This is a genomic window from Streptomyces sp. NPDC046925, assembly GCF_040644915.1.
Taxonomy (GTDB): Bacteria; Actinomycetota; Actinomycetes; order Streptomycetales; family Streptomycetaceae; genus Streptomyces.
Map to the genome: position 1 here is coordinate 34,417 of NZ_JBEYWZ010000002.1, position 25,671 is coordinate 60,087.

Annotated in this window: 23 protein-coding genes and 2 pseudogenes; 12 read left to right on the forward strand and 13 right to left on the reverse strand. The window is 69.8% G+C overall.

The annotated features are described in order from the left end of the window. Positions 1-717: 717 nt before the first annotated feature. The 3 genes from ABZ906_RS06495 to ABZ906_RS06505 form a co-directional block, all read right to left on the reverse strand. Complete coding sequence (locus ABZ906_RS06495; protein ID WP_361378214.1) at positions 718-1,206, reverse strand: MarR family transcriptional regulator; 489 nt, start codon at positions 1,204-1,206, stop codon at positions 718-720. 540 nt (positions 1,207-1,746) lie between these two features. Further along, on the reverse strand, positions 1,747-2,370 hold the full coding sequence (locus ABZ906_RS06500) for an SMI1/KNR4 family protein (RefSeq protein WP_361378217.1): 624 nt from the start codon (positions 2,368-2,370) through the stop codon (positions 1,747-1,749). Positions 2,371-2,789: 419 nt separating this feature from the next. Next, on the reverse strand, positions 2,790-3,185 hold the full coding sequence (locus ABZ906_RS06505) for a MerR family transcriptional regulator (RefSeq protein WP_361378220.1): 396 nt from the start codon (positions 3,183-3,185) through the stop codon (positions 2,790-2,792). Positions 3,186-3,265: 80 nt separating this feature from the next. On the opposite strand from ABZ906_RS06505, the gene ABZ906_RS06510 reads away from it, so the two are divergent. Continuing rightward, complete coding sequence (locus tag ABZ906_RS06510; protein WP_361378223.1) at positions 3,266-4,075, forward strand: alpha/beta fold hydrolase; 810 nt, start codon at positions 3,266-3,268, stop codon at positions 4,073-4,075. A 254-nt stretch (positions 4,076-4,329) separates the two neighbouring features. Further along, positions 4,330-4,506: pseudogene (locus ABZ906_RS06515) on the forward strand (transposase); the annotation flags it as partial. Positions 4,507-4,618: 112 nt separating this feature from the next. Here ABZ906_RS06515 and ABZ906_RS06520 read toward each other — a convergent pair. Further along, on the reverse strand, positions 4,619-5,212 hold the full coding sequence (locus ABZ906_RS06520; protein ID WP_361378226.1) for a dihydrofolate reductase family protein: 594 nt from the start codon (positions 5,210-5,212) through the stop codon (positions 4,619-4,621). A 313-nt stretch (positions 5,213-5,525) separates the two neighbouring features. Between ABZ906_RS06520 and ABZ906_RS06525 the strand changes: the two genes are divergently transcribed. Further along, entirely contained in the window at positions 5,526-6,110 is a 585-nt protein-coding gene (locus ABZ906_RS06525; protein WP_361378229.1) for a TetR family transcriptional regulator, read from the forward strand. A 327-nt stretch (positions 6,111-6,437) separates the two neighbouring features. Here the strand turns inward: ABZ906_RS06525 and ABZ906_RS06530 are convergent, their stop codons facing one another. Then, positions 6,438-7,319 (reverse strand): alpha/beta hydrolase, encoded by an 882-nt coding sequence (locus ABZ906_RS06530; RefSeq protein ID WP_361197183.1) that lies wholly within the window; start codon positions 7,317-7,319, stop codon positions 6,438-6,440. Positions 7,320-8,104: 785 nt separating this feature from the next. Continuing rightward, positions 8,105-8,656 carry a hypothetical protein gene (locus ABZ906_RS06535; protein WP_361378232.1) on the reverse strand — a complete coding sequence of 184 codons (552 nt, stop codon included), beginning with the start codon at positions 8,654-8,656 and terminating at the stop codon, positions 8,105-8,107. A 454-nt stretch (positions 8,657-9,110) separates the two neighbouring features. Here ABZ906_RS06535 and ABZ906_RS06540 point away from each other — a divergent pair. Both ABZ906_RS06540 and ABZ906_RS06545 read left to right on the forward strand, forming a co-directional pair. Continuing rightward, positions 9,111-9,179: pseudogene (locus ABZ906_RS06540) on the forward strand (winged helix-turn-helix domain-containing protein); the annotation flags it as partial. Between the two features lie 46 nt (positions 9,180-9,225). Continuing rightward, complete coding sequence (locus ABZ906_RS06545; protein WP_361378235.1) at positions 9,226-9,579, forward strand: transposase; 354 nt, start codon at positions 9,226-9,228, stop codon at positions 9,577-9,579. 267 nt (positions 9,580-9,846) lie between these two features. On the opposite strand, the gene ABZ906_RS06550 is transcribed toward ABZ906_RS06545, so the two are convergent. From ABZ906_RS06550 to ABZ906_RS06560, 3 genes are all read right to left on the reverse strand, one after another. Next, entirely contained in the window at positions 9,847-10,659 is an 813-nt protein-coding gene (locus ABZ906_RS06550) for a DUF4253 domain-containing protein (protein WP_361378237.1), read from the reverse strand. A 9-nt stretch (positions 10,660-10,668) separates the two neighbouring features. Further along, positions 10,669-10,908, reverse strand: coding sequence for a transposase (locus ABZ906_RS06555; RefSeq protein WP_361378240.1), 240 nt, complete (start codon positions 10,906-10,908; stop codon positions 10,669-10,671). Positions 10,909-11,088: 180 nt separating this feature from the next. Next, on the reverse strand, positions 11,089-11,649 hold the full coding sequence (locus ABZ906_RS06560; protein WP_361378242.1) for a peptidase inhibitor family I36 protein: 561 nt from the start codon (positions 11,647-11,649) through the stop codon (positions 11,089-11,091). 370 nt (positions 11,650-12,019) lie between these two features. On the opposite strand from ABZ906_RS06560, the gene ABZ906_RS06565 reads away from it, so the two are divergent. The 5 genes from ABZ906_RS06565 to ABZ906_RS06585 all read left to right on the forward strand — a co-directional run bounded on the left by ABZ906_RS06565 (position 12,020) and on the right by ABZ906_RS06585 (position 16,786). Next, entirely contained in the window at positions 12,020-13,063 is a 1,044-nt protein-coding gene (locus ABZ906_RS06565; protein WP_361378245.1) for a helix-turn-helix domain-containing protein, read from the forward strand. A 356-nt stretch (positions 13,064-13,419) separates the two neighbouring features. Continuing rightward, positions 13,420-13,824, forward strand: coding sequence for a GntR family transcriptional regulator (locus tag ABZ906_RS06570; RefSeq protein ID WP_361197163.1), 405 nt, complete (start codon positions 13,420-13,422; stop codon positions 13,822-13,824). Further along, positions 13,821-14,717 carry an ABC transporter ATP-binding protein gene (locus tag ABZ906_RS06575; protein ID WP_361378248.1) on the forward strand — a complete coding sequence of 299 codons (897 nt, stop codon included), beginning with the start codon at positions 13,821-13,823 and terminating at the stop codon, positions 14,715-14,717. Before ABZ906_RS06570 ends, ABZ906_RS06575 begins: the two co-directional genes overlap by 4 nt. Next, complete coding sequence (locus ABZ906_RS06580) at positions 14,714-15,688, forward strand: transporter (RefSeq protein WP_361378251.1); 975 nt, start codon at positions 14,714-14,716, stop codon at positions 15,686-15,688. The genes ABZ906_RS06575 and ABZ906_RS06580 overlap by 4 nt, the downstream gene beginning before the upstream one ends. A 555-nt stretch (positions 15,689-16,243) precedes the next feature. Beyond that, complete coding sequence (locus ABZ906_RS06585; RefSeq protein ID WP_361378254.1) at positions 16,244-16,786, forward strand: GNAT family protein; 543 nt, start codon at positions 16,244-16,246, stop codon at positions 16,784-16,786. Positions 16,787-17,035: 249 nt separating this feature from the next. Here the strand turns inward: ABZ906_RS06585 and ABZ906_RS06590 are convergent, their stop codons facing one another. From ABZ906_RS06590 to ABZ906_RS06600, 3 genes are all read right to left on the reverse strand, one after another. Next, positions 17,036-18,646 carry a Na+/H+ antiporter gene (locus ABZ906_RS06590; protein ID WP_361378257.1) on the reverse strand — a complete coding sequence of 537 codons (1,611 nt, stop codon included), beginning with the start codon at positions 18,644-18,646 and terminating at the stop codon, positions 17,036-17,038. A 510-nt stretch (positions 18,647-19,156) separates the two neighbouring features. Then, complete coding sequence (locus ABZ906_RS06595; protein WP_361378260.1) at positions 19,157-19,378, reverse strand: hypothetical protein; 222 nt, start codon at positions 19,376-19,378, stop codon at positions 19,157-19,159. A gap of 26 nt (positions 19,379-19,404) precedes the next feature. Then, entirely contained in the window at positions 19,405-20,925 is a 1,521-nt protein-coding gene (locus ABZ906_RS06600; RefSeq protein ID WP_361378263.1) for a GMC family oxidoreductase N-terminal domain-containing protein, read from the reverse strand. 668 nt (positions 20,926-21,593) lie between these two features. On the opposite strand from ABZ906_RS06600, the gene ABZ906_RS06605 reads away from it, so the two are divergent. After that, positions 21,594-22,955 (forward strand): epoxide hydrolase, encoded by a 1,362-nt coding sequence (locus tag ABZ906_RS06605; protein WP_361378266.1) that lies wholly within the window; start codon positions 21,594-21,596, stop codon positions 22,953-22,955. 482 nt (positions 22,956-23,437) lie between these two features. Here ABZ906_RS06605 and ABZ906_RS06610 read toward each other — a convergent pair whose 3' ends face one another. Next, positions 23,438-24,037: a TetR family transcriptional regulator C-terminal domain-containing protein gene (locus tag ABZ906_RS06610; RefSeq protein WP_361378269.1), complete on the reverse strand. Its 600-nt coding sequence runs from the start codon at positions 24,035-24,037 to the stop codon at positions 23,438-23,440. 98 nt (positions 24,038-24,135) lie between these two features. Between ABZ906_RS06610 and ABZ906_RS06615 the strand changes: the two genes are divergently transcribed. Then, the gene (locus ABZ906_RS06615) at positions 24,136-25,635 is read left to right on the forward strand and encodes a carboxylesterase family protein (protein ID WP_361378272.1); all 1,500 of its coding nucleotides are present in this window, start codon (positions 24,136-24,138) and stop codon (positions 25,633-25,635) included. Positions 25,636-25,671 lie beyond the last annotated feature (36 nt).

Consider the following 25,671-nt stretch of genomic DNA (forward strand, 5'->3'; position numbering starts at 1 on the left):
CGCCCATCATCGCGGACAGGGCAGATGCCGAAGCACCCGCCTCAGCAGGAGCCAACGCCGTGACGCGCACCGCAGACCACGCCGTCGTCCGCACAGCCCTGGCCGCACCGGGTCGAGAAAGGGAAGGGGGTGCGCCGGGGAGATGACGAGGGCCTGCCGGGTGCCGCGACCGGGGGGCGCTCGCACAGCGGAGCCTCCCGGCTCTGGCGGAACCAAAGAAGAGCACAGCGCACCGATCACCACGGACGAAGCACCCCCGAGACGGACCAAGACCTGCGTGAAGGCGTCAAAGAGCTGGCCAGCAGCATTGAGCTTCCGGTAACAGGCGAGGAACTCGCTGAGCTGGCGGTGCTCATCGCCGCCGGGACGGTCAAAACGGCGCATCATCGGGCCGGCGACCTGGCGGACACGCGGTAGCGCCCCCACGGCATGAACACCCTGCCGATTCCGGCCACTTCGAAGCGACACCGGGGCCGCCGCGGAGGCACGGGAGGTGAGGGCGGGGGCTGCCCGCGGATTCCTGATCCGAACATACGGGCCGCAGCGGCCGTTTGAGGCCGAAGGGCCGCCCCGGCCCGTCATGCCGGGCGCGGTGCGGTTGCCCGGCGGGGCAGAGAGTCCCGTACTGGCGGCCCTCGACCGGCTCACCGGGCCCGCCCCCGTCAGGTGAGCGCCCTCCTGGACGATCCGGACCGAGCGGATCGCGGGAGCAAGGGCTCAGGCACCATCCGCACGGGCCACCCGGGACAACAGCCCATGCAACGTCTTCCGTTCCTCGATACCGAGCGGGGCAAGCAGTTCCTCGGTCGCGCCACGGGCCGCCTCGTCGAACTCCCGGAGGAAGTCGTGGCCCGCCGGAGCGAAAGCCACGATGCGACGGCGGTCGCCGGGGGCGCGGCGGCGGTCCACGAACCCGGGACGTTCCAGTGCGTCGGCCAGGCCGACGATCGCGCTGAGGTCGTAGCCGAGCGCCTCGCTCAGCTCGCGCTGCGCCGCGCCCTCCGCGGTGGCCAGCAAGCGCAGCACCGCATAGTGGCGCAAGCAGAGGCCGGATCTCTGCAGCGCCCCGTTGAAGAACTGCCCCGAGCGCAGGCCCAGGCGGTAGAGCAGATGGCCCGCACCAGCCTGCAGGCCGCGCATCCAGGGCGAGACCTCGCCGACGGAACATTCCTCCACGGGCTCGGCGGCGGTCTTCCGGCTGGTCATGTGGGGCGCTCTCCCTGATCGGTGGTGCGCCAGCATCGGCCGCCGCAGGCGGCGTCCGGCCTGCCGGACGCCGGACTCCCCAGCCCCCTCGCACCCGCCGACGCGTTATTCCTCAGCCGCCCGGCGCAGAAATACGCGCACCTTCCCGGCCGGGCCGAGAAGACCCGCCGGAGCACCGTCACACGCCGTGCGCCGCGTCGTACCGCCGTCCCACGACGACGCGTGGAGCCCCTCGCCGTCCGGGGATTTCTCCTCCCGGGCCGCCAGCAGCCTCTCGCGGCCTGCCCGCGCTCCTTCGGGGCGGGGCGTGCCCCTCGTCCACGCTTCCTCCCCACTGCGGACAGCGCCTTGGCGTCCCTGAAGATCGCCCGCACACCGGCGTGCCCGCCGACCCATCGAGAGTGCTCCAGCGTCAGATCACGTGCGGTCGTCGGCATGAGCGGGACTCTCCCGGTCGCCGACTGCCCAGCAACCCAAAATCGACCGGCCGCTCCCGCTACCGGCCCGCACCCGTAGACCACCCGTAGACAGAGAACAAACTCAGAGCCCTCCGCAACGGTTCTCCAGGGCTGCCATGTCCCAGACCACTGACACGCCGTCCCCTTCTGCGTCCACGTCCTGCCAGTACAAAAGACCCAGTTCGTCCACGGCCAGCACGTAGTCCAGGACATCCGTGGCAGAGCCCTCGGACAGGGCCTGCGCGGCCCAGCTGAGCAGGGCTTGCAGCGAGGTGTACCGGGGCCCGTCGCCGAACCGTCCGCCGTCACCGTGGGCATGCGCACCGATACGACCGTGCCGGTCCCCCGGTGCCGTCTCGACGAAGAGGGAACCCCCGGCGCCATCTGCGGCCAGAGGCAGCCAGGACGAACGCCAGTAACGCAGTTCACCGGGAACGTCCCGCTGCTGTGACCCGATCCACCACACGTAGTCCTTCGCGATCTCGGCTGCGCCGGAAAGGCGGTAGTTGCCGGGCAGCAGACACTCCCCCGAACCGTCATGGCGGCGCAGGGACGCCACCATGTCCCCGGGAAACACGAGCCCGCACCGGCGTTCCGCCGCGCATACCGCATCAGAGCCCGCGGCAGGAGGCAACGAGGCGTACGCCGCCGGCGCGTACCCACACAACCAGTCCTCGATCCGCGACCACGAGCCGTCAATCGTCATGGCATGCATCGTCGTCCGCGGAACCACCAGACACCAGACCGCCGTCATTGCCCGGCCCAACAACCACCCCGCAGCGGTGACTCGTGGAAAGGGCCATCAGCTGGATCATGCGGTCCCGCGGCGGCGTCCGCGACTACGAACGGCTCATCCAGCACAGCGAAGCCCACCTAGCGTGGGCCACGATCACCCTCATGACCAGGCGCCCCACCAAACCCGTCCGCCGACGGGCTATCCCATCGTCGCCCCCACCACCGACGCCGCGGCCGGTTCGCATCCGTGCCCGCGCAGACGGAATCCGGTTGGCATCAACGCCACTTCGCTGAACACCGCGTCACAGCCTGATCGGGTACTGGTCGAGCATCAGCCGATCGGCTCTCTCCGCCTTGCCATGGGTGAACAACTCGATCAGACGTTCCCGGTCAGCTCGCCCCGGTAGCGACGGGCGGCGGCGTGCCAACGCCTCCTGGTGGCGCAGCGGTGATGATGGTGTCGAGGATCGCTCGCGATGCCTGTAGATCCTCGATGGCGCGCGTGATTCGCTCGCCCTCCCGACGAAGTCGGCCGAGCAGGTCCGGGCAGGCGGGGACGAGATGCTCGTCGTCCGCCCGGATGCACGGCAGTATCCGGGCGATCAGAGCGGTCGGAAGACCTGCCGCCGGCAGACAGCGAATGCGGCGCACCGTCGCGACATCCGACTCGCCGTAGATGCGGTAGCCGCTGGGCAGCCGGCCGGGGGTCAGGAGTCCTTGCTGTTCGTAGTAGCGCAGCGGCCGCTCGTGCACCCCCGTACGCCGCACCATCTCCTTCATGCGCATGCCGCTCGTCTCGTTTCTGCGCTCCTGGCCCACGCCGCAGCTTGACTCTGACACTGATGTCGGAGTTTAGCGTCGGCTCCATGACCACTGACCACGCAATTCCCGGCTCTCACCTCGACGTTCTCGTACAGGGACGCGGCCCCGCACTTCTGCTCGCGCACGGCGCCGGCGGCGGCATCGCAGGGAACTTCGGCCTCGTCCTCGACGACCTCGCCCGGGACCACACCCTCGTCGGCCCGCACTACCCCGGAGCAGGCGGCTCTGCCGCAGCCGCCGGGCCCCTGGACCTAGACGACCTCGCCGACCGCCTGGTCCGGGCCGCCGTCGCGGCCGGCCAGGACTCGTTCGCCGTCCTGGGGGAATCCCTCGGCAGCGCCGTGGCCATCCGGATCGCCACACGGCACCCCGACCGTGTCCGGGCCCTCGTCCTCACCGCCGGCTTCGCCACCGCCGACCCCGTCCTCGCGCTCGCCACCCAGCTGATCAAGTCCCTGGCATCCGCGGGTCAGTGGGAGGACGTGGCACGGTTCGCTCTCCTGTCCTGCATGTCCCCGGCGGACCTGGCGGACGCCGAACCGGCCGCCCTCGACGAACCGGCCGCACAGATCCTGGCCGCGATGCCGCCGGGCCTGCTGGACCACTTCGACCTGGTGTCCCGCGTGGACGTCCGAGCCGACCTCGCGAAGGTATCCGCCCCGACCCTGGTGGTGGCGCCAACCGGCGACCGGCTGGTGCTGCCAGAGAGCTCCTACCGCCTGGCAGCCGGCATCCCGGGAGCCCATATGATCGAACTGCCCGGCGCCGCCCACGTCCTGAACCCGGCAGACCGGGCGACCTGGCTCCGCCACGTACGCGACTTCCTCGCCGCGCTCCCCGCCCTGTCGGCGTGAGCGCACCACTCCCCACGGGCCCCCACGGATCAGGCCGGTCCGCCCCCGGCATCGCCGGGCCGTCGCCGGGCCGGCCTGATCGTTGCCAGGTCACCAGAGCAAAACTCCTCAAGCGAGCCGGCTACGGCCGAGCCAGCCTCGACGTCCTACGCATCAGAATCCTCCTGCGAACCTGACCCGACACCATCACAAGATCAGCGACAGACCCCGTCTATCCGTACGTGACTGGGCACGTTCACGTGTACGCCGACACCTCCCTGCTCGAGCGGCGCCGACGCATCGCCCGGGCCCTGTTCGCCGTGGTGATGGAGGCCTACGTGCACGGAGTCTCGACCCGCTCGGTCGATTGCCTGGTCAAAGCCCTCGGCGCGGACAGCGGCATCTCCAAATCGGAGCTCTCCAGGATCTGCGGCGAACTGGACGGGAAACTGACCGCGTGCAACGGCGTGAGCTTCGAGAGCCGGCGTGTGGGCAAAGGAGGAGCGAGGCGGACCCTGCACCCCCTTGCGCGGGTATCGCGCTTCCTCACAGATTCGGGTGTGCCTATTTCCTCGCGTAGGTGAGGAAGATGGTGCCGCTGTCCATGATCGTACTGTCGGTCACGGTGAAGTAGGCCGGGTCGAAGGGTCTCTTCTGCCCGAACAGGGGCGTCCCCGAGCCGATCGTCATCGGTGCCAGCTTGACGACCAGTTGGTCGATCTCCGCATAGAGCGCTCCGGCCAGCTCGCCGCCGCCGCACAACCAGATGTCCTTGCCGTCCTCCTGCTTGAGCTCGCGCACTGTGGCCACGGGGTCATCGGCGACGAGCTCGATGCCCGGGTCGGGGGCCGTGGTCAGGGAGCGGGAGAAAACGAGGTGCCTCAAGTGGGGCCAGGCGTTGGTGACTCCCTGGTCCACCCCGTTCTGGTAGGTCCTGCGTCCCTCGATGACGGTGTCGAAGTGCGCACCGTCCCCGCTGATCCCCAGCGCGTCCCGTGCGGGGCTCGGCAGCGTCTCGGGGTACCGGGCGGCGAGGTGCTCGATGTAGTCCTGCCCGATCGGCCAGAAGGCGTCCGGCCCTGCGGTGGGGTCGGAGCCGTCGGGGCCCGCGATGTATCCGTCGAGGCTGACGGCGATGAAGTAGACGAGCTTTCGCATGCGGCTCTCCTCGTTCTCGGCCCCTGGGCCGCGGTCTGCTGCCGGGCGGGGGTTGGGGGTGACGTGCGCGGCCGGGTCTGCCATCCGGCCTTTCAGCGGCGGGTGCCCGGCTTGGGCAGCGGGCGGGGGCGGGGCAGCGAGCGGGGCCTGGCGGGCACCGGGAACCGGGCGCTGCGCTGGGACTTCGGCTGGTTTCGCAACTCGCTCCTCGGGAAGCATCGGAAGCACATCAACTGATGTACTCTGCGTGAAGTGGTTTGAACTTAGTACTGCACCCGCAGTGGTGTCAACGGATTACCGGAAGGAACATGCCATGCGCCAGAACCCCGCACGGCGGACCGCCCTGCTCGACGGCGCGATCGAGGTCCTGGCCGGCGAGGGCTCACGCGGCCTGACGCTGCGGGCCGTCGACACCCGCGCCGAGGTCCCCAAGGGCACCGCCTCCAACTACTTCGCCAACCGCGCCGAGTTGCTGGCCCAGGTCATGACACGCATCCAGGAACGCCTGACCCCCGAGGAATCCCAACTCGCCGACACCATGAACGACCAGCCCTCCGCCGAGCTGGTCGCCACCCTGCTCAAACAGCTCCTGGGCCGCATGCGCGCGGACCGCAGCAGCTGGCTCGCCCTGATGGAGCTGCGCCTGGAGGCCACCCGCCGCCCCGAACTGCACGCCGAGCTCACCCGGTTCTTCACCGCCCAGCTCGACGGCAACATCAACTTCCACCTGGACGCCGGCCTGCCGGGCGACCGCACCGGCGTCATCCTGATGTATCTCGCGATGACCGGCCTGATCGTCGACGACCTGACCGTCCCCGGCCTCCTCGCACCGCACTCCGTCGACAAACTCATCGACGAACTGGCACGACGCGCCACGGACCCGCACACGGACAGCTGAACCCAGCCACATGGTCTGCGAAACCGCCGGCCGGAGGCCCCTGCGGAGGGCCTGGCGGACGGCCCCAGACGCGCACGCGGGCCCGGGTCGCTCCAATAACAGAGGCACCATTAGAGGCATGCCAGGCGCTCTGTACGGCGACCGGCCGCGAGACGCACGCCGCTGCGGCGGGGCATTGCCTAGGTTCCGCACGGGCGGCCTCCTGCCCGGTCGCGTCGGACGGCCGAGGGCCGGACCGCATCCGGTGCCCCGCCGGGTTCGACGGGGGCCGACCGCGCTCCTCGTCGGGGCCTACCGATGCCGGTCCGCCGGGGCCGGGTGACCTGCTCAGCCGGTGTGGGATACGACGGCGTCAATGAGCTGCGGCCAGAGCTCCCGGGGGCGGTCGTGACCCATGTCGGGAATGAGCAGGAGTTCCGCACCGGGCACGAGCTCGGCGGTGCGCTTTCCGCCGCTGGGGTCAATCAGCGTGTCATCCAGGCCGTGGATAACCAGCGTCGGCGCCCGTAGTCCGCGCAGGGCGTCCGCGCGTGAACCGCTGAGGATCATCGCGCCGAGCTGCCGCCCGATACCCGCCGGGTAGTACGAGCGGTCGTAGCTTGCGGCAGCCAGCTCACGCAGCGCCCAGGCGTCGCCGTACCGCCTGGAAGCCCACACGAGCTCCTTCTCCGCCGCCGCGACGTATCCCTCGCGGTTCGCCGGCTTCGGAGTGAACAGCACCGCCCGGGCCTCCGGGCTGGACTGGCCGTATTCGCTCTCGCCGGTCGAGGACATCATCGACGTCAAGGTCAGTACCCGCTCCGGGGAGGCGAGGGCCATCGTCTGGGCGATCATCCCGCCCATCGAGGTGCCGACCACGTGGGCGCGTTCGATGCCGAGGGCGGTGAGCAGGCCAAGGCCGTCGTCGGCCATGTCGCCAAGCCGGTAGGGAACCATCGCGAGGGCGGTGGGAATGTCACCCGAGCTGACGGCGGCGATGAACTTGCCCATGTCGACGGGGTGCTCGTCGAACTTGGTGGACAGCCCGCAGTCGCGGTTGTCGTAGCGGATCACGTACCGGCCGCGGCCCGCCAGCGCCCGGCAGAAGTCCTCGTGCCAGGAAAGCATCTGCGCTCCGAAACCCATCACGAGCAGGACGGGCGGGTCCCCGGGGTCGCCGAAGCTCTCGTACGCGATGGACACCCCGGCAGACACGACAACGCTCGGCATACGTGCATCCTGCCACGGGGCACGCCACGGAGCGCACCCATCAAACTGGCGCGTGACCTGCGCCTCAACTGCGGCCCTCCCCCAGCGGGTGTCCGGGTCGGGGCGTCATCTGACGTGCACCTCGTGGTCCGCCACGAGCCAGAAGCACCCCGTGCACGTGATCGACCTGCGCACCGGGTGGACCGACCCCGGCGCTCCGGGGAGGCGATGGCGCGTACTACGGTCGGCCCCGCTCGCCGGCGCGAACGGACGCTGCCTCGCCTTGGGCCAGGACAGGCGGCGACCAGGCCAGCTGCCTCGTCGTTGCCAGCCTCGCGGCGATCCTCACCAAAACAGCACCTTCCGCACTGTCCCAGCGGGCCGAGCACGGATAGCAAAGGAGCACGCAGCGCCGCACGGGAGTTGAGGGTCGGGGGCAGCGCTGCCGCGTCGGTAGGGCAGCGATGCCCCGTCCACCGAAAGCCTTCCCCAATGCAGTACCGACGTGAGGTCCAGCTCGGTGCGGAACGGCCCCGCGGCCGCTGGTGACTACCCGGCTGGCTACGCGTCGCCGCCTGGGTGGAAACCGCCGCGCCAGCATGTCTCCGGTGAGGGGCGCCGGTCTGCGTCTCTGTGGCAGGCGCAGCAAGGCAGTCGTCACGGGGCTTGCACACTACTTGTCATCGGCGAGGGGCGAGGCAGGCGTGCTGTCACGGGACACGTCGCAGTTGGCGAGGTGTATGAGTCCGTTGAGGTTCGAAGCTGGCCGATCTGTCATCGCCACGTATGGCTTGCCAGAGGCCACTTCATAGCTGGTAGGGGTCGGTGAGGCCGGACACCGGGACACCGGAACGCTGGGAGATCAGTTCGGTGAGCTCACCTACGTTGCTGTACGTGGTGTTGAACCTCCACACAACTGTGTGGCCGGTCGCCCGCCCCATGAACGCGACCTCGTAGACGAAGGCGCTACCTGCCGGAAGCGAGCCAATGGCGAACTGCGTCTTCTGGCCCTCGATCGACCGGATGTCCGACCACGCCACGCTGATCACGCGCCTGCCGGCGGCGTCGACGAAGCCCTCCGAGAACAGGTAGAGCCCACCACGTGTGCGCTGAAACCAGACATACCCCCATGTGATGACGATCAGCAGACCGACCACCACAACGCCGCGGCCCCAGACGTTCTCCGGCCCGTTGACCAGAAAGTTCATGACGACGACGAGGATCACCAGACACGCTGCCGCCCCGCCGAGGCCGGGGCGGCGGCCTACCCGCTGCTTGAACTCGCCAAGGTCATCGCGGGCGGCGCGAGCCAGCACTCGGGGCGCTGGCGTGTCGGTTGGCTTACTCGTCCCGGCCATCGGGCCATGCTACTGAGCATTTCGGTTCGGGGTGACGGTGATCCCGGCGGTGGGTGTATCCCGGTGTCATGCGGCATCCCGATGGAGGTGGCCTGACCGCGAAGCAGCGCGCCCGACGGGAGCAAGTCCGTTTTGGAGCCGCCGAGTTATTCATGCACGGGGTGACGCCGCCGCAGGTAGCACACCGGTACGGACCTCACGCAAGTCTGCCTATGTGTGGCATGCCCGCTGGCGGGACGACGGATCGGAGCCCTGCGGTCCAGAGAGCATGGCAGGCAGCCGTCACGGAGGACACCGGACCGGCGGGCCCGGCTGACGGCGGAATTGGAGAAGGGGCGGCCGCGCACGGCTGGGTGAAGGATCAGCGGTGGACTCTGGCCCGGTTCGCCACCGTGATTCCACGGCGGTTCCATGTCCGTCTCAGTCCGGCTCAGACCTGGCGCACCTGCACCAGATGGGCTGGACCGTCCAGGTGCCGGCGCGGCGTGCCGCCGAGCCGGACGAGAACGCGGTGGCCACCTGGGTCAAGGAGACCTGGCCGCAGGTGGGAAAGACGGTGAGGGACCAGGATGACTGGCTGTGGCGTCGAGGACGAGTCGGGGCTACTGCTGCGACCGCCGAAGGCACGGACCTGGTCCCGGCGCGGCCACACGCCTGTCGTCACCGTCCGGGCTGCGGGCTCGGGACGGATCTCGCTGGCCGGCCTGGCCTGCCGCAGGCCCGGCCGACGCGCCCGGCTCGCCTTCCGGATGCTGGTGCACCACGGCCGCCGCCACGAGAAGAAGGGCTTCAGGAAGAAGAATTTCGCCCGCCTTCCGGACGCGGTCCACCAACAACTCGGCCGCGACACCGTGCTGTTGTGGGACACCTACACCCATCATGGGGATGCCGCGTTGCGCGAGCTGACGTCGGCGCGACAGTGACTGACCGTGTTCCGCTTCCCGCGTGCGCCCGACCTCAACCCGGCCGAGGGCGTATGGGCCCACCTGAAGAACAGCCTGGGAAACCTGGCCCCGTGCGGCATCGACGAACTCGCCGCGCTGGCCCGCACCCGCCCTCAAACAAATGCAGTCCCAGCCCAGCCTGCTCGACGGATCCATCACCGAATCCGGACTGACCCCAATCCCGCCATGACGTCACCCCGAACCGAAAACCTCAGTAGCAGGTGATCGATTCTCGGCAGCGCAGGGTCAGTCCCACCAGAATTCCCAACAGTTCGTGCCGATGAGCCGTTCGGCGTAGGCCTCCAGAGTCTGGGGGCGGGGGCCCTGCCAGATGTTGTCGGGGCAGAAAGCGAAGTGTTCGGCCGCGACGATCAGGGCGTCTTCCCTGCTCGTCGGGGGCGTCGCGACGCTCAGGTGGAGTGTGTCGGAACCAACGGCGACCACGCATGCACCGAAGCGCTGTTCCCAGTCGCTCACCACGGCGGAGAACGTGGCGGTGTCGTTGTCCCAGTTGGCGGGCCCGTCCCAGCCGACGGGGGTGAGGGCCTCGGCGCCGGAAGGCGCAGCGACCAGGCCGATGCGTGACCGCGACCGGCCCAGGACGAAGTGCTCTGCGTACTCCGCGGCCAGCCGAACGGGGTCTGGCCTGGTTTCATTGCCGGGTGCGAGGCCCGGCCAGGTCTGGCCGAAGGGGGCCGTGATGGCCAGCCGCTTACCGGGCGACAGCATGTCGTCGTCCTCGTCGACCCCGGTGTATGTCGCCAACCACTTCGCGAGCAGATCAGCCGCGGCGTGATCGCCGGGTGAAGACATCTGCTCGGGGAAGAGCTCGCCGGAGCCCCAGGGACGGAAGTCGCTGTCCCCAGGGTCGCGCGAGTCGAGAAGCAGGGGCCATCCCCCTGAGCAGGGATGCTCGTCGCGGATCCGCGTCCACAACATGGCGGATACGGGGCCGTCGCTCAGCCACAGGGCTTGGACGCCTCCGTCACCTTCATCGGTCGTGATCAACCGTCCGGGCGGGAGGGGAACGGCGATGGTCGACAGCAGCTCAGGGGTCACGCGCGGATGCTAGCCGTGGGCTCTGACATGCCCGCAACCGACTCCTCTACCTCGGCAGTTGGAGTCCAGCCGTTCGTCGGTGCTCCACATGACGGGCATGGCGGCGACCGGGGTGAAAGTCCGGGCCCGCCACCAGGTCCCGTCGCACACCTGCCGCCGATCCGTCGGAGGCCGACGCATCTTCGGTATCGGCGGCATGGCCGGTTCCAGCCGCTCCCACTGTGCATCCGTCAGATCTCCACGAGACATCTGAAGATCGCTTCACGGCCTTGATCAACATCTCAGACGCGACCTAGCACACGCGGAAGCTCCTGGCGGGACACGTGACCTTGGTCTTGAACCCCTCCGCCAGGAGCTTCTTCGGATGCCGGCGCCTACCCCCGTCTCAACCACTCGCCATCCGCGAGCAGGCGGGAAGGAGGCCCACTGTTACGTCCTGACCTGGTCCACCTTGTTGTTCCAGTTGCCGGGCTCTGCACCGAGGTCCCTGACGGCCGAGCCTGCGCCGACGAAGAGCGTTCTGGGCAGGAACGGATCCACGTCTCTCAGGGCGAATCCGCCCTGCACCTTGCGGTTGGCCACGCTGTTGGCGCGATTGCGGAAGTCCCAGCGGCTGAGGTCAAAGGACCCCGGGTCCCTCCACTGCAGCCTGCGCCCCGTGTAGGCCCGGTTGTCCCAGAGGCACATCCAGGCGGGCGGGCAGTCATAGACACTCGCGGTTCCGATGGCCTTATTGTCTGCCGCAGGCAGGTTCATCGCGGCGCGGTAAGCGGCATCGTCATCGAAGCAACGGACATCGCCGACCGCCATCTGCGCGCAGACCTTCGCGCCGTCCCAACCGTCGGACAGTTGGATGGTCCGGCCGTTGTAGTCAGCCCGGATACCGCTCTCCGCCCCCTCCTTCGTGGCCCCGGCCGCGGACGGCGCCACGGACATCAGACCCAGTAGCGTCACTCCGGCCAACGCGAATCGTGCGGTCTTGTTCGTCATTCAGATCGTCCCCTCACACGTGGACAGCTCCCGATGGCCACCCCGGCCGCAACGGCGACGGCGGCGGGCGGTCCAGGCTGCGGCCGACATCAAAAGTGACGGCCTCGCTGATGGACCTTAGGGGCCCTGCGGGCTCCGGACTTTGTCATGCGTGCAGGGCAATGTGTCAGTAGTGCACAGCTCAAGCCGGCGCCGCATCAGACGAAGGCCCGGCGTGTCCCGGCGTGTCCCGGCCGAAAGCGTTGCGAGCAGGCCCGGCACTTGTCACGCTGATCTCGGCAACTCGCTGAGTCGAGGGGGGACTTGTGGGGACACGGGCCGAGGTACCGTCAGGCCGGCTCTCTGACCGACGCGGACGGAGGCCGGCCTCATGAGCCCTGTCCTGGACACCGCGTTCATACCGCCGCAGGACCGGGAAGAGGTGGTCCGGCACGCGGTATGGGAATCCGTGGTGGCAGTCGACATCGACCACGGGCCACCGGCTGATGACATGTCCGTTCGCATAGGACTCGCCAATGTCGGACCACTGCGGATCTGTTCCGCGCGGGCGACCGCGGTCACGATCCGTCGCACGGAGCGGCTGGCCCGGCAGGACGAGGAGCCGGCCGTCTTCCTCGGACTCCAGGTGACGGGCACTAGCCTGGTGGCGCAGAGCGGCCGCGAGTGCGTGCTGGGACCGGGCGAGTTCGCCGTCTACGAATCGATCTCTCCCTACACCCTGCTCTTCGACGAGGGCGTCGACCACCACTTCCTGCGCTTCCCCCGCTCCGCACTCGCACTCCCCGACCGGCTGCTACGAGACAGCACCACCATCACCCTGGGATCCGACAACCCGGTGGCGAGCCTCGCCTTCACCTACTTCTCCCAACTGGCCGGCAACGTCCGCCTGCACCAAGGCGTCCACGCCGACGCCATCGTGGAGCCGAGCGTCGACCTCCTGCGTGCCGTCCTGACCTCGCAGCAAGGCAACGCCGGCCTGGCCAAAGCGCCGCTGGAGGCGACACTGAGCCTGCGGGTCACCCAGTACATCCGCCGGCATCTGGCCGATCCCGATCTGTCGGCGGCACGGATCGCCGCCGCACACGACATCTCCGTACGCCACCTCTACGCCGTGCTGTCCCGCTCGGGGATCAGCCTCGGAGACTTCATCCGCACCCACCGCCTGGCCGAGTGCAAACGAGAGCTGGCCGGTCCGAACGGCCGGCTGCGGACGATCGCAGCGACGGGCAGACGCTGGGGCTTCGCGGACGCGACCCACTTCAGCAAAGTGTTCAAGAGGGCATACGGAATCTCGCCCCGGGACTGGCGCGACCACAACCACCTCCGCTCCCCGCATGACGGCCCCCACACAGTCCCCCCTCACGTGAGAGCCACGCCGCCAAACCCACCCGCGCCCAACTGCGAGCACTGCTGAAGACAGCCAGCCGCCAGCGGGGCCGCCTCCCACCCCTGCACGGGAAGCTTCAGCAGCGCGTGCTGCCGGTCGACCAGGTCGCGGGCGTGCACCTCCGCGCTGTATTCCCGGGGCTGACGCCGCGCGGCTGACGAGGTGACACGACCGCAAACCCCCAAGCGGGCTGTAGGAGCGTAGGCGATGGACCCGCCGGGAGGGCGTGTCTGTCATACGCCGGGCAGTACGACGCGCCGTGCGCCGGACCCGCCGCGCAATGCCGCGTCTCCGCACCTGCCTGGCTCTTCCAAGTCCGCTGGATAGCCGCGTACTTGCCATGCGATTACCCCAGAGAGCTATAGTGCTAGGCAACTAGCTAAATGGAGGAACCGGTGATTGAGTTCCACCTGAACACCCGCTCCGGCCTGTCCCCCTACCAACAGCTGGTCCAGCAGGTGCGCCATGCGCTGCGGCTGGGACTGCTGAAGGAGGGCGACAAGCTGCCCACGGTCAAGGACGTGGCCAAGCAGATCGCGGTCAACCCGAACACGGTGCTCAAGGCCTACCGGGAACTGGAGCACGAGGGCCTAGTGGCCGCCCGGCCCGGGGTGGGCACGTTCGTGACCCGCACACTGGCCGGCGACACGCTCGCCGCGCACGGCCCGCTGCGCAAGGACCTGCAGCGCTGGCTGACCAAGGCCCGCCTGGCCGGACTCGACGAGGAAAGCATCGAGGCACTGTTCGTGAACACCTTTCGCAACACCGCCGGAGAGGACGTAGCGTGAGCACCGTCTTACGAGCCCGGGGTCTGGGCAAGAAGTACAAGCAGCGCTGGGCGCTGCAGAATTGCGACCTGGAGATTCCCGCCGGCCGGGTGGTGGGCCTGGTCGGCCCCAACGGGGCGGGCAAATCTACGCTGTTGAACCTGGCCTCGGGCCTGCTCACCCCCACGGCCGGCACCATCGAAGTGTGCGGCGCACCTCCCGCGGGGTGTGTGGAGCAGTTGGCCAAGGTCGGTTTCGTCGCCCAGGACACCCCTGCCTACGCCTCGTTGAGCGTCGCCGACCATCTCGACCTCGGCAGACGCCTGAACCCGCACTGGGATGCGGCCGTGGCACGGGAGCGGGTCGGTCGGCTGGGCCTGGACCCGGGGCAGCGGGCCGGGAAGCTTTCCGGTGGCCAGCGCGCGCAGCTCGCCCTGACCCTGGGCATCGCCAAGCGACCTCAGCTGCTCATCCTGGACGAGCCGGTCGCCGCCCTGGACCCGTTGGCCCGGCGGGAGTTCATGCAGGACCTGATGGAGGCCGTCGCCGAGCACGAGATGAGCGTGCTGCTCTCCTCCCACCTGGTCTCCGATGTGGAGCGCACCTGCGACTACGTCATCGTCCTGGTCGACTCCCGCGTGCAGGTGGCCGGCGACATCGACGACCTCGTCGCCTCGCACCACCGGCTTACCGGACCCCGCCGCGACCCGGCCACGCTTACGACCGGCCAGCACGTCATCTCCGCCAGCCACACCGACCGGCAGACCACACTCCTGGTGCGCACCGACACCGCGGTGCACGATCCGTCCTGGACCGTCAGCCCGCTGGGTCTGGAGGACATCGTCCTCGCGTACATGACCCGGCCCGCGGACGCCTTCCGCGATACCCGGCCCGCCCTGGAGGTGCTGCGATGATCTGGCTGACCTGGCGACAGTTCCGCACCCAGGCTGCGGTCGTCTACCTCGCCCTGGCCTTCCTCGCCGTGCTCCTGGCGGTCACCGGCCCGCAGCTGGCCGACCTCTACGCCGCTGCCGGAGACGACCTGTTCGGCCGGATCACCAGCAGCGACCAGAGCGTGTACTACCTCGGCCTCCTCCTCGTCGTGCTCCTGCCGGCCATCACCGGCATGTTCTGGGGCGCACCCCTGATCACCCGCGAGCTGGAGAGCGGCACCTTCCGCCTGGCGTGGAACCAGAGCATCACCCGCACCCGCTGGCTGACCGTCAAGCTCGCCCTCACCGGCACGGCCACCGTGACCGCCGCCGCGCTGGCCTCCCTCGCGGTGACCTGGTGGAGCAGCCCGATCGACCGGGCCGTCAACCGCGGCGGCAGCGGCGCGGACCCCTTCTACCCGCGCATCGACCCGCTGGTCTTCGCCGGCCGCGGCACCGTACCGATCGGCTACGCCGCCTTCGCCTTCATCCTCGGCGTCACCCTGGGCGTGCTCATCCGCCGCACCGTGCCTGCCATGGCCGCCACCCTCGCCGCCTACGCCGCCGTGCAGATCACCGTGCCCCTGTGGATCCGCCCCCACCTGGCCTCATCCGTCGACTCGACCTTGTCGTTCACCGAGGCCAGACCCGTGAACATCGGCGTCGACGCCGTCCGCGAAGTCGACTTCGGCCAGCCCGGCGCCTGGATCCTCTCCCAGCACACCGTCAACGCCTCCGGGCAGCCCTCGAAGCTGCCGGCTTCGCTCACCGACTGCCCGACCATGGCGGACTGCGCCACCGCCCTCACCCGGGCCGGCTACCGGCAACAGCTCACCTACCAGCCCGCCGGCAACTTCTGGACCCTGCAGTGGGCCGAAACTGGCCTCTGCCTCGCCCTCGCTCTGGCCCTGACCGGGTTCTGCGCCTGGTGGATCCGCCGCCGCCTCACCTGACAACGACGTAACCCGCTGCAGCACCCGTGGGGGCAGCCGACACCCGGCTGCCCCTCGCTGCGCTGCCCGGCCAACGCCCGGCAGGAATCCCACACAGTCACTGCCAGACGCGGCGCCAGCACCATGCCGCACGACCGGAGTTGGCCCCGGACGCGGCGGGAGTCACCCCACCACAAAGTCGCCACGTAAGCCCGCCCCCAAGTCTCTCCCCCTTGTCCGCCCCTGGCACAGACGACGACCAAAGCCAGGACGAACCAGACCGCAAAACGGCCCGCAACGACCAGAGCCCACCCAAGCCCCGCAGCGACAACGGCGACAACGGCGACAACGGCGACAACCGGAGCAATCACCGTCACCACCAGCCCGATCACACCATCGCTGAAAACCCTGCCCGGCCTGCAGTCCCCTGCCATGGCCGTCAACACCCCCGATAAAGACCACACTGCACCCCGCCGCCGAGCAGCCTACGGAGCTCCGCCCAGCGTGCTGGTGGACTCGGCACACGGTGGAGTCCACCGAAATGGCGAGGCCTGCAGGCGACATAGGATGCGCCGGATGGCAAGCACCAGTTATCTCCTGCAAGGACCCCGCGTGGCCGTACGCCGCCTCGGACGGCAGGACTATGCCGAAATCGCAGCGCTGGCCAAGGACAGTGCGGAGATCCACCGCCGGTGGCTAGGTGCTCAAGAGCACACACCGGAGGGCTTCGAGCGCCGCCTCCAGCGATTTGAACACCCTAGTCACGAAGGCTTCGTCATCTGCCTGCACAGCACCGGCGAGATCGTCGGCGGCGTCAACATCAACAACATCGTCCGAGGCGCTCTCCAGAGCGGGACGTTGGGCTATGCCGCCTACGCCTCGACCGCCGGCCGCGGCTATATGACGGAAGGGCTGGGCCTCGTCGTCCGCCTCGCCTTCGACCAGCTGGAACTGCACCGGCTCGAGGCGAACATCCAGCCGGACAACACGTCATCGCTCAACCTCGTCGAGCGCCTGGGCTTCCGACGGGAGGGCTTCTCAACCGCCTACCAGTTCATCAACGGCGAGTGGCGCGATCACGAACGGTGGGCCATCACAGCCGATATCGCACCGGGATAAGCGCGTGCCCGCCCCAAGCTCGCAATCGCCGGCCGAGACGCTCACCGCAGCCTCCTCCGAAGCGGCTTTCACAGAACGTGCCTGATCACCGGTTCGGCACAGCTTCTGAACCCGGAGCACGGCTCGATCCGCTTCGGATCATCCGCTGAGATCACCCCGTCCATGCCCAGCCAGCCTCCCAGCATCCACGGGATACGACCTGTAGTCGAGGAGACCTGCAGCATGCCGTGCAGGGTCGGCGCCAGGGACTCACTCCACGGGAATGTGCCCCCGCAAATGGAGTTCCTCGGCGTCCAGGCGGCCTTGGAGGCGTCGTAGCACGGTGTCGTCGATGGCCCCCGTGTCGCGCAGCCGCACGATCACAGTGCGGCGCTCGGTGAGCAGGGCAAGGCTGAGGGCCACGTGGTCGTCGGTGAGGCGCTGTGGCTGGACGGCGCGTTCCTGCGGGTCGTCCGGGATCGATGCGCAGCGCTGTGCCACGGCGTCCGCCTGCAACTGGTGGGCGTGCACGATCGCCTCGCGCACAGCGGGCGCCGTCTCCAGCCGCTCGGCCAGTTCCGGCAGCGCGGCGAGCGCGGATTCGAACGCCGCCGACTCGGCGAGCGACTCCTCCCGGGCGACGGAGCGATCGTGCGGGATCTTCGCCCAGCGCACCACCTGCGGCAGGATCAGTGCCTGCATCATCGTTACGACGATCACCACACCCGTGACGAAGACGATGAGCTGACGGGCGGGGAAGGGTTCGCCGTTGTCGAAGTGGGAGGGGATACCGAGGGCTGCGGCGAGGGAGATCGCTCCGCGGAAGCCGGACAGGGCGCTCACGGTCAGGCGCCGCGGCGAGTATGTCGTACCCGACGCACGGGCGCTGCCCCAGCGCACGGTCCGGAAGAAGGCGGCAACGCCGAAGTAGTAGGCGAAGCGCACGGCGATGAGGGTGCCGGCCGCCGCGAATCCGGTGCCCAGGGCCCGGGGGATCTCGTCGTGGCCCATCGTGCGGAGCGAGAAGTCGAGTTCGACGCCGATCAGAACAAACAGGGAGCCGTTGAGGAGGTAGGTGGCCACGACCCAGAAGTGCTGTGCCTGGACCCTGACCTCGGCGCGTACGGTCCGCGGCCCGCTCTGGCTGAGCATCAGCCCGCACACCACGACGGCGACCACACCCGAGGCGTCGACGTCTTCGGCGAGCAGGTAGGCGGAGAACGGTGCCAGCAGCATCAAGGCCTGGCCGCGCAACGCGTCCGCCTGCGCCATCCGGACCCGGATCCACTGCACGACGGTGCCGGTGATGAAGCCGATCAGCGCGCCGCCGCCGTAGCCGAGTACGAACAGCCAGCCGACGTGCGGAACGACGACGTGCTCCGTGCCCAGGGTGACTCCGACGGCGATGCCGTAGACGACGAGCGCCGTACCGTCGTTGAGGAGGCTCTCGGCGCGCAGCAGCGTGATGTCCCGGCGGGGCAGGAGGCGCGCCACGGCATTGACCGCTGTCGCGTCGGTCGGTGCGACAGCCGCGCCCAAGGCCCAGGCAGGGCCCCAGTCAATGCCGAGCGTGTGCGCGACACACGCCACCGCCGCCGCCGAGGCGATGACCAGCAACGTGGCCGCCAGAGCGACATCGGTGAGGTGACGACGGATCTCACGCAGCGAGGTGTTGAGGCTTTCCCATGCCAGGAGCACCGGCAGGAACAGCAACAGCACTACCTCGGAGGGCAGTTCCACCTTGCGAAGGGCGGGGATCAGACCGATCAGCACGCCCATGACCATGAGGACGGCGGGCGGTGCAATACGCAACCGGTCGCCCAGCGCGGAGCCGACCAGCACGGCGATCCCCAGCAGTACGACGAGTTCGAGACCCAGCACGCGTTCCTCCCTGCGCCCCCTTGGCGACGTTCACTGGGAAGTTCTCATCCCGGCGCGGCAGCGAGAAGCGCAGTCACGGCCTGCTCGTGCCGACGCACCGGATCTGGGCATGGGTGATGTCAGCGTGGCAGGACGGGCCACGGTGTCCTCATAGCCCGCTCTCGCGGCGGCGCGCTCAGCACTGGGGCCGGCCGGGACGACACGGTCGCCGTGCTCGTCTGCACCGCGGGATTCGCCCGCAACTAGCGCGAGCCGGCTGCTCCAGCGCGGCACAGTGGCCACCTCTGTCGGCCTGGTTCCCGTAAACGAACGAGGTTGTCGCAGGCCCGCTTGCCGCAGCCGGTCTCAGTCCGACCCTCCCTGTGGCGGCCACGGTTGTTGCCCGCCGCGATATGTCCCGGGCCGCGGACACGCCTGCGCGATCCGCAAAGCCGGCACCAAGGCCGACACGGCCGCGAGCACATTCATGCAGGCGGCGCGTGCCGCGCTGAACCCAGGTGCGCTGGACCCTCAACTGACCGCTTCAGAGCGTGGGCCATGACTCTGAGCTGCGTGGATCACCGGCCGGAGCGTGTCCGGGGGCATGAGCGCGGCCCCCGCCCCGCCAACGCCGCCCGCGTCGCAGACGGCCACCGCCAGGTCGGGCGTAGCGCCCGCGAAGGCCATCCCGGCGCAGACGAACGGGTAGGGGACGGCGAACCTCTCGGTGAATCCGGTGCTCAGCACACTCATGTCGGCTTCCTCCCTCGACGGTGCCTCTACGTGCGGGTGCGCAGCAGGTCCGCGGCGCGCTCGGCCACGGCATACACGGTGGCCACGGTGTTCGCCGACGGAATGGACGGGAAGATCGAGGCGTCCGCGACCCGCAGCCCTTCAATCCCATTGACCCGCAGGTCGGAGCCCACGACCGAGAGGTGATCCTCGCCCATCCGGCAGGTGCCCACCGGGTGGCAGTAGGAGGCCAGTGTCCCGCGCACATACGCGCGGATCGCCTCGTCGTCACCCGTGTCCGGCCCGGGGAGCGCCTCGTCGCTGCGCCAGGGAGCGAGGGCGGGCGCCGCACCGATCTCCCGGACCAGGCGCACACCGGCGACGACCGCTGCCAGGTCGCGCTCGTCGGCGTAGAAGTCCGGATCGAGCACGGGCGCCGCGTCCGGTGCGGCGCTCGCCAGGCGCACGGTGCCGCGGCTGCGCGGGTGCATCAGGGCGACGCTGAGGGTGTAGCCGTTCCCGGGCCCCTTGATGGAGGGAAGATGGGTCGGGGCGTCGACGAAGAGGACCTGCAGGTCCGGTGCGTCCAGGGAAGGATCGCTGCGCACGAGACCGATGGCCTCACCGAGGTTGCTGCTCTTTGGTGCCAGGACCGGTCGGGCCGCACCGAACACGACGCTGGCGATCGGATGATCGTGCAGGGCGGCGCCCACGCCCGGCAGGTCCAGGACGGTCCGGATGCCCACGTCCGCCAGGTGGGCCGCCGGGCCGATGCCGGACAGGAGCAGGAGCTGCGCGGTGCCGATGGTGCCGGCGGCCAGGACGACCTCACCGGCGCAGTCCGCGGTCACCCTTTCGCCTCCCGTGCGGTACTCAACGGCGCGGCAGCGCCCGCCGTGGATGCGCAGCCCCTGGACCAGGGCGTCGGTCACGACCGTCAGGTTGGGGCGGTCCAGGACCGGCGTGAGGTAGGCGTCGGCGGCGCTCTGCCGCCTGCCGTGCACGATGTTCAGGTCCGCGAGGCCGAAGCCCTCCTCCAGGCCGCCGCTGATGTCGGCGGCCCGGGCGTATCCCGTCTCCGAGGCCGCCTCCAGACAGGCCTCGATCACCGGGTGCGCGGGCGCCGCAGGCCCGACGGTGAGCGGACCGCCGCTCCCGCGCAGCGCCGGATCCCGGCCCGCGGCGTTCTCGCTGCGCTTGAAGTACGGCAGGAGATCGTCGAAGCCCCATCCCTTGGCCCCCTCCCCCGCCCACCGGTCGTATCCGGACCGGTGACCGCGGGCGAAGACCATGGCGTTGATGGCGGACGAGCCGCCGAGGCCGCGCCCCCGGGGAAGCAGTGTGGACGTTTCCGTGGCCGCCTGCTTGACGGTGAACTCGCCCCAGCTCGCGGGCCCCTGCAGCAGCGTCGGCCAGAGCGATGGCACGCTCTGCGCGGGCAGCGGGCGCGCGCCGCCGGCCTCGATCAGCAGGACGCGTGCGCGCTCGTCTTCGGACAGCCTGGCCGCCAGCACACAGCCGGCGGTGCCCGCGCCGACCACGATGAAGTCATGTTCCGGCATGTTCATCCCCCGCTCCGCCGTGCTCATCGGCCCGGTCCCGGCCGTCGATGCGGCTGGTGTGTGTGGTGTCCTCGCGCTCTGGGGTGCCCGGCTCGTCCGCGGTTTCCCCGGCGTCGGCGCCGCCGCGGCGTCGGTATTCTCCTCCTGGCCGGGGCGCGGCGAAGACAGCCGAATCGGCCAGGCGGGGGTGGCGGGAGGCAGAGTGCCCGGAGGCCGTCATCCCCTGCTCTCGTCCATCCCGGAGAACCTGGGTACGCGCTCCCGCGCCGCAGCAGGTTGCGGACCGCCGGCCGTGTGGCACCAGATACCACGTGGTGTGGTGCGGGCCAGTCGTGGACACGGCGTCTGTCCGGCGTACCTGATGCGTGCACGGCCTGCTAGACGCACGAGTGATTCCTGACGGAATGCCGAAAAGAGACTCCAAGGGCCGCGAATGAGGTCCTAGCTTAGGCCTGAGCCGCAGGAAACGGGCGTTGACCGTGTCGGCATCGGCAGCATCGACTTGACTCGCACAGCGCTGCCGGCGAGCGGAGCGGATAGGGCCGAACACGCACATCGCCCTTCTGCCGCGAAAGGCCGAAGCGGCGATCTGCACGCGGATTTCTGGCGCATCCAGGATTTTCCACTCGGCGGTGAAGCGGACCACCGTCCGCCACCGGGAGAAGGAGCTGTCGATGAGTGCCAATGAGAACAGCGGCCGGGTCAACACGGGGCGCCGGCGGCTACTCGGGCTCGCGGCCGGCGGCGCCGTCGCCACCCAACTCGGCTTCCCCCGCGGGACGCAGGAAGCCGCGGCGAGCGAACCGACCGCCCTCTCCGCAGCGGCGGCAGGCAGCGCAGCCGCCCCGGTGCAGCACATCGACGGCGTCCGCCCCTTCCGCATCGCCGTTCCGCAAAAGGAGCTCAACGCGCTGCGCAGCCGTCTGCGGGACACGCGCTGGCCGGAAGAAGAGACGGTCACAGACCGCACCCAGGGAGTCCAGCTGGCCAAGCTCCGCCCCCTGGTCGAGCACTGGGGCTCCGACTACGACTGGCGCAAGGCCGAAGCCAAGCTCAACGCACTGCCGCAGTTCATCACCGAACTGGACGGCCTGGACATCCAGTTCGCCCACATACGCTCACCTCATGCCGATGCCCTGCCGATGCTCATGACACATGGCTGGCCCGGCTCGATCTTCGAGATGCTGAAGGTCATCGGCCCTCTCACCGACCCCACGGCCCATGGCGGGCAGGCCAAGGACGCCTTCCACCTCGTCCTTCCGACCCTGCCGGGGTACGGCTTCTCGACCAAACCGACGGCGACCGGCTGGAATCCCGCACGCACCGCGCGGGCCTTCCACGCGCTCATGCGGCGGCTCGGCTACCGCCGCTACGTCTCCCAGGGCGGCGACTGGGGCGCGACCGTCTCGCACCAGCTGGCGCTGCAACACCCCCGCGGCCTTCTCGGCATTCACGTCAACATGCCCGGAACCGTGCCACCGGACATCATCAGGCACCTGCGCAACTTCGACCCCGCACCCGCACGGCTGTCGAAGCGCGAGAAGGCCGCCTACGACCGGCTGCTGCACTTCTACCGCGACGGCTACGGATACGCGGCGATGATGAACCAGAGCCCGCAGACGATCGGCTACTCACTGGCCGATTCCCCGGTCGGCATGGCGGCATTCAACTACGACAAATTCGCCGAATGGACTGACAGCGGCGGCGAACCCGAGAAGGTCCTCACCTACGACGAGATGCTCGACGCCATCTCCCTGTACTGGCTGACCAACACCGGGACATCGTCATCACGGCTCTACTGGGAGGCCGCGCGCGGCGGCGGCGGTCCCTTCGACGCCGTCGATATTCCGACCCTCCCCGTCGCGGTCACGGTGTTCCCGGCCGAGATCTACCCCGCGCCCCGCAGCTGGGGCGAGCGGGCCTACGGCAACCTCATCTACTGGAACGAGGTCGACCAGGGCGGCCACTTCGCCGCATGGGAGCAGCCGCGCCTGTTCGCCCGGGAGATCCGCGCGGCCTTCAGGCCACTGCGCTGACGAACAAGCGCTCCCACCGGCCCGGCCCGAACGGGAGGCCGCAGACGCTGAGTGGCACCCGTCAGCGGGGACCAGGGCTGTCGGGCCGGCCCAGGTGAGCGACACCGAACGCCACCTCGGCGACGTCCTGAGCGGCCTCAAGCCCGTCGACTGACACCCCCGCCTCCCGTGCCCCGTTCCGGGCCCGGGCCGTGGCCTGCAGGCCCACCCACGGCACCGACGGCTGCCCTCCGGTCACCACCTCGCCAGACGCCGCCCGCCGCTCCCCCGCGAGGCAACCGGCCACCCCCTGCCGAGAACGCCGGGAGACCGAGGCCGTCTCCCCCGAACTACAGCAGCCTTCGGCGGTCGTTCAGGACCGCAGCCCTCTTATGTCGAACGGGTTGCCGGTGCAGGGGCGGGGACGTTCCTGCCGGTGCAGGCGCCGCGCGGCCCGCGCCAGAGCTGTTCCTGTCCCCGCCCGCCCCCTGTCCGGGGGCAGGTCACGTACCGCTGAACAGCCGGTCCAGATGCACGTCGATGGCGGCGAGCGCGTCCCGGGGCTCGATCACGTCGAGTTCGATCAGGGAGGTGAAGCCGGTGAGGGCCAAGAGCAGGTTGGTCTCGGTCGCCGGGTCGCGGCCGGGGTCGATGTGTCCGTCGGCGATCGCCTGGCGGACCAACTGCTCGACGAGGGCCCGCCCTTGGGCGAGGCCGCGGCGCGCCTGCTCGTGCGCGGCCCGGTCGTGCAGCGCCTCAAGGACGTAGGCGGCGCTCATCCGGCTGGTCGCGCGGGCGTCGGCATGCAGGGGGAGCATTTCCGCGAGCGTCAGTCGCAGCACGTCACGGGGGTGCGGACGGTCACCGAGCTTTTCGAGCCCCCGGTGCACGCGCACCGAGGTCTGCTCGGAGGCGAAATCCATGGCGAAGGAGAGCATGGCGGTCCGGGAGGCGAAGTAGTGCTGCAGCTGCCCGAGTGACATGCCCGCCTCCTGCGCCACCACGCGCATCGTCAGCTGTGTGACGCCGCGCTGCTCCACCACCCGCCACAGGGCGCGGGCGATCGCCTCGCGCCGTCCGCGGTGATCCACCTGTTTCGGCATCGCCGTCCCTTCCCCCGTATCCCCGGGATTTTTCCAATACAGTCGACATAATACAGCTGACCCATAATCCTGGGGTCCGATCGAGGGAAGGAAGCGTCATGTCCGGACAGCCGAAGGTACGGACCACGGAAGGCGTGGTGCAGGGGCGCCGGCGACAGGGGCACACGGTGTTTCGCGGTATCCCCTACGCCAGGCCCCCGGTCGGAGCGCTCCGCTTCGCCGCGCCCGCGCCGCCGCACCGCTGGGAGGGGATCAGGCAGGCGGTCGAGTTCGGCCCCGTGGTGCCGCTGTCCCTGCCCATCGACGTGCCCCCGCAGGGCACCGACTGGCTGACGCTCGACGTCGGCACTCCCGATCCCGGCGCGGCGGGACTGCCGGTGCTGGTGTGGCTCCCCGTGGGCGGCTACCTCTCGGCCGTCTCCAGCGACCCGATGTACGACCCGGCGGCGCTGGCCGAGGCGGGCATCGTCGTAGTGACCGTCAACTGCCGCGTGGGCGCGGAGGGATTCGCGTTCCTCGATGACGCGCCGCCCAACCGCGGATTCCTCGACCAGATCGCGGCGCTGGAGTGGGTGCAGCGCAACATCGCCGCCTTCGGGGGCGACCCCGGCCGGGTCACCGTGGGCGGGACGTCCGCCGGGGCGGGCTCGGTCGCTGCCCTGCTGACGATGAAGTCCGCGCGCGGCCTGTTCCGGCGGGCCATCGCCCATTCGGTGCCCGGGCTGCACAGCACCCCCGCGCTGGCACGGCAGGTCACCGCCGCGTTCGCACACCGGCTCGGTGCGGCGGCCCCCACCGCCGAGGCCCTGCGCGACACCGACCCGTGGCACCTGGCCGCCGAGCTCACCTCCTTCAACGCCGGCCTCCAGGCGCACCGGGAGAGCTGGGGACGCCTCACGGAGGCCGGCACCGCGCTGTGCCCCGTCGTCGACGGCGAGGTCCTTGCGGAGACGCCCTGGCCCGCGCTGACCGGCGGGTGCGCGAGCGGGACCGAACTGCTCGTCGGCCACGCCCGGGACGAATTCCGGTACTTCAGCGTCGTGAGCGGCCGGTACGGCACCTTCACCGAGGAGGACGCCCGCGCAGCCCTGGAACTGCTCGCCCCGCAGCCGGACGGAGCGCGGGCCTACCGTGCCGCGTTTCCGCAGGCAGGCCCGGAGGAGTTGGTGGAGACGGTGTACTCCGACGCCCTGTTCCGCATGCCGTCACAGAGACTGGCCGAGGCGAACGCCGCAGCCGGCGGCACCTCGTACCTGTTCGAACTGTGCTGGACCGCCCCGACCCTCGGCGGCATCCTGGGCGCCTGCCACAGCCTCGACGTGCCCCTGGCGTTCGGCACCCTCGACAGCCCCGTCGGCACCCAGCTCATCGGCGAGGAGCCCACTGACGAGGCCATCGCGCTCTCCCGCCAACTCCAGGAGGCATGGGTCCGCTTCGTCACCACCGGCGACCCGGGCTGGCCCACCCACCAGCCCGGCGGGCCCGGCGGGCACCTCACCCACGTCCTGGACACCGAGTCCAAGACTCTGCCCTACCCCGAACAAGCATCCCGCCGGATCTGGGAAGGCCACTGGCTCGCTCCCTTCGACCTCCCCTAACCGGACAGCCGCCCCTTCCCCTGGGCCTGCCATGCT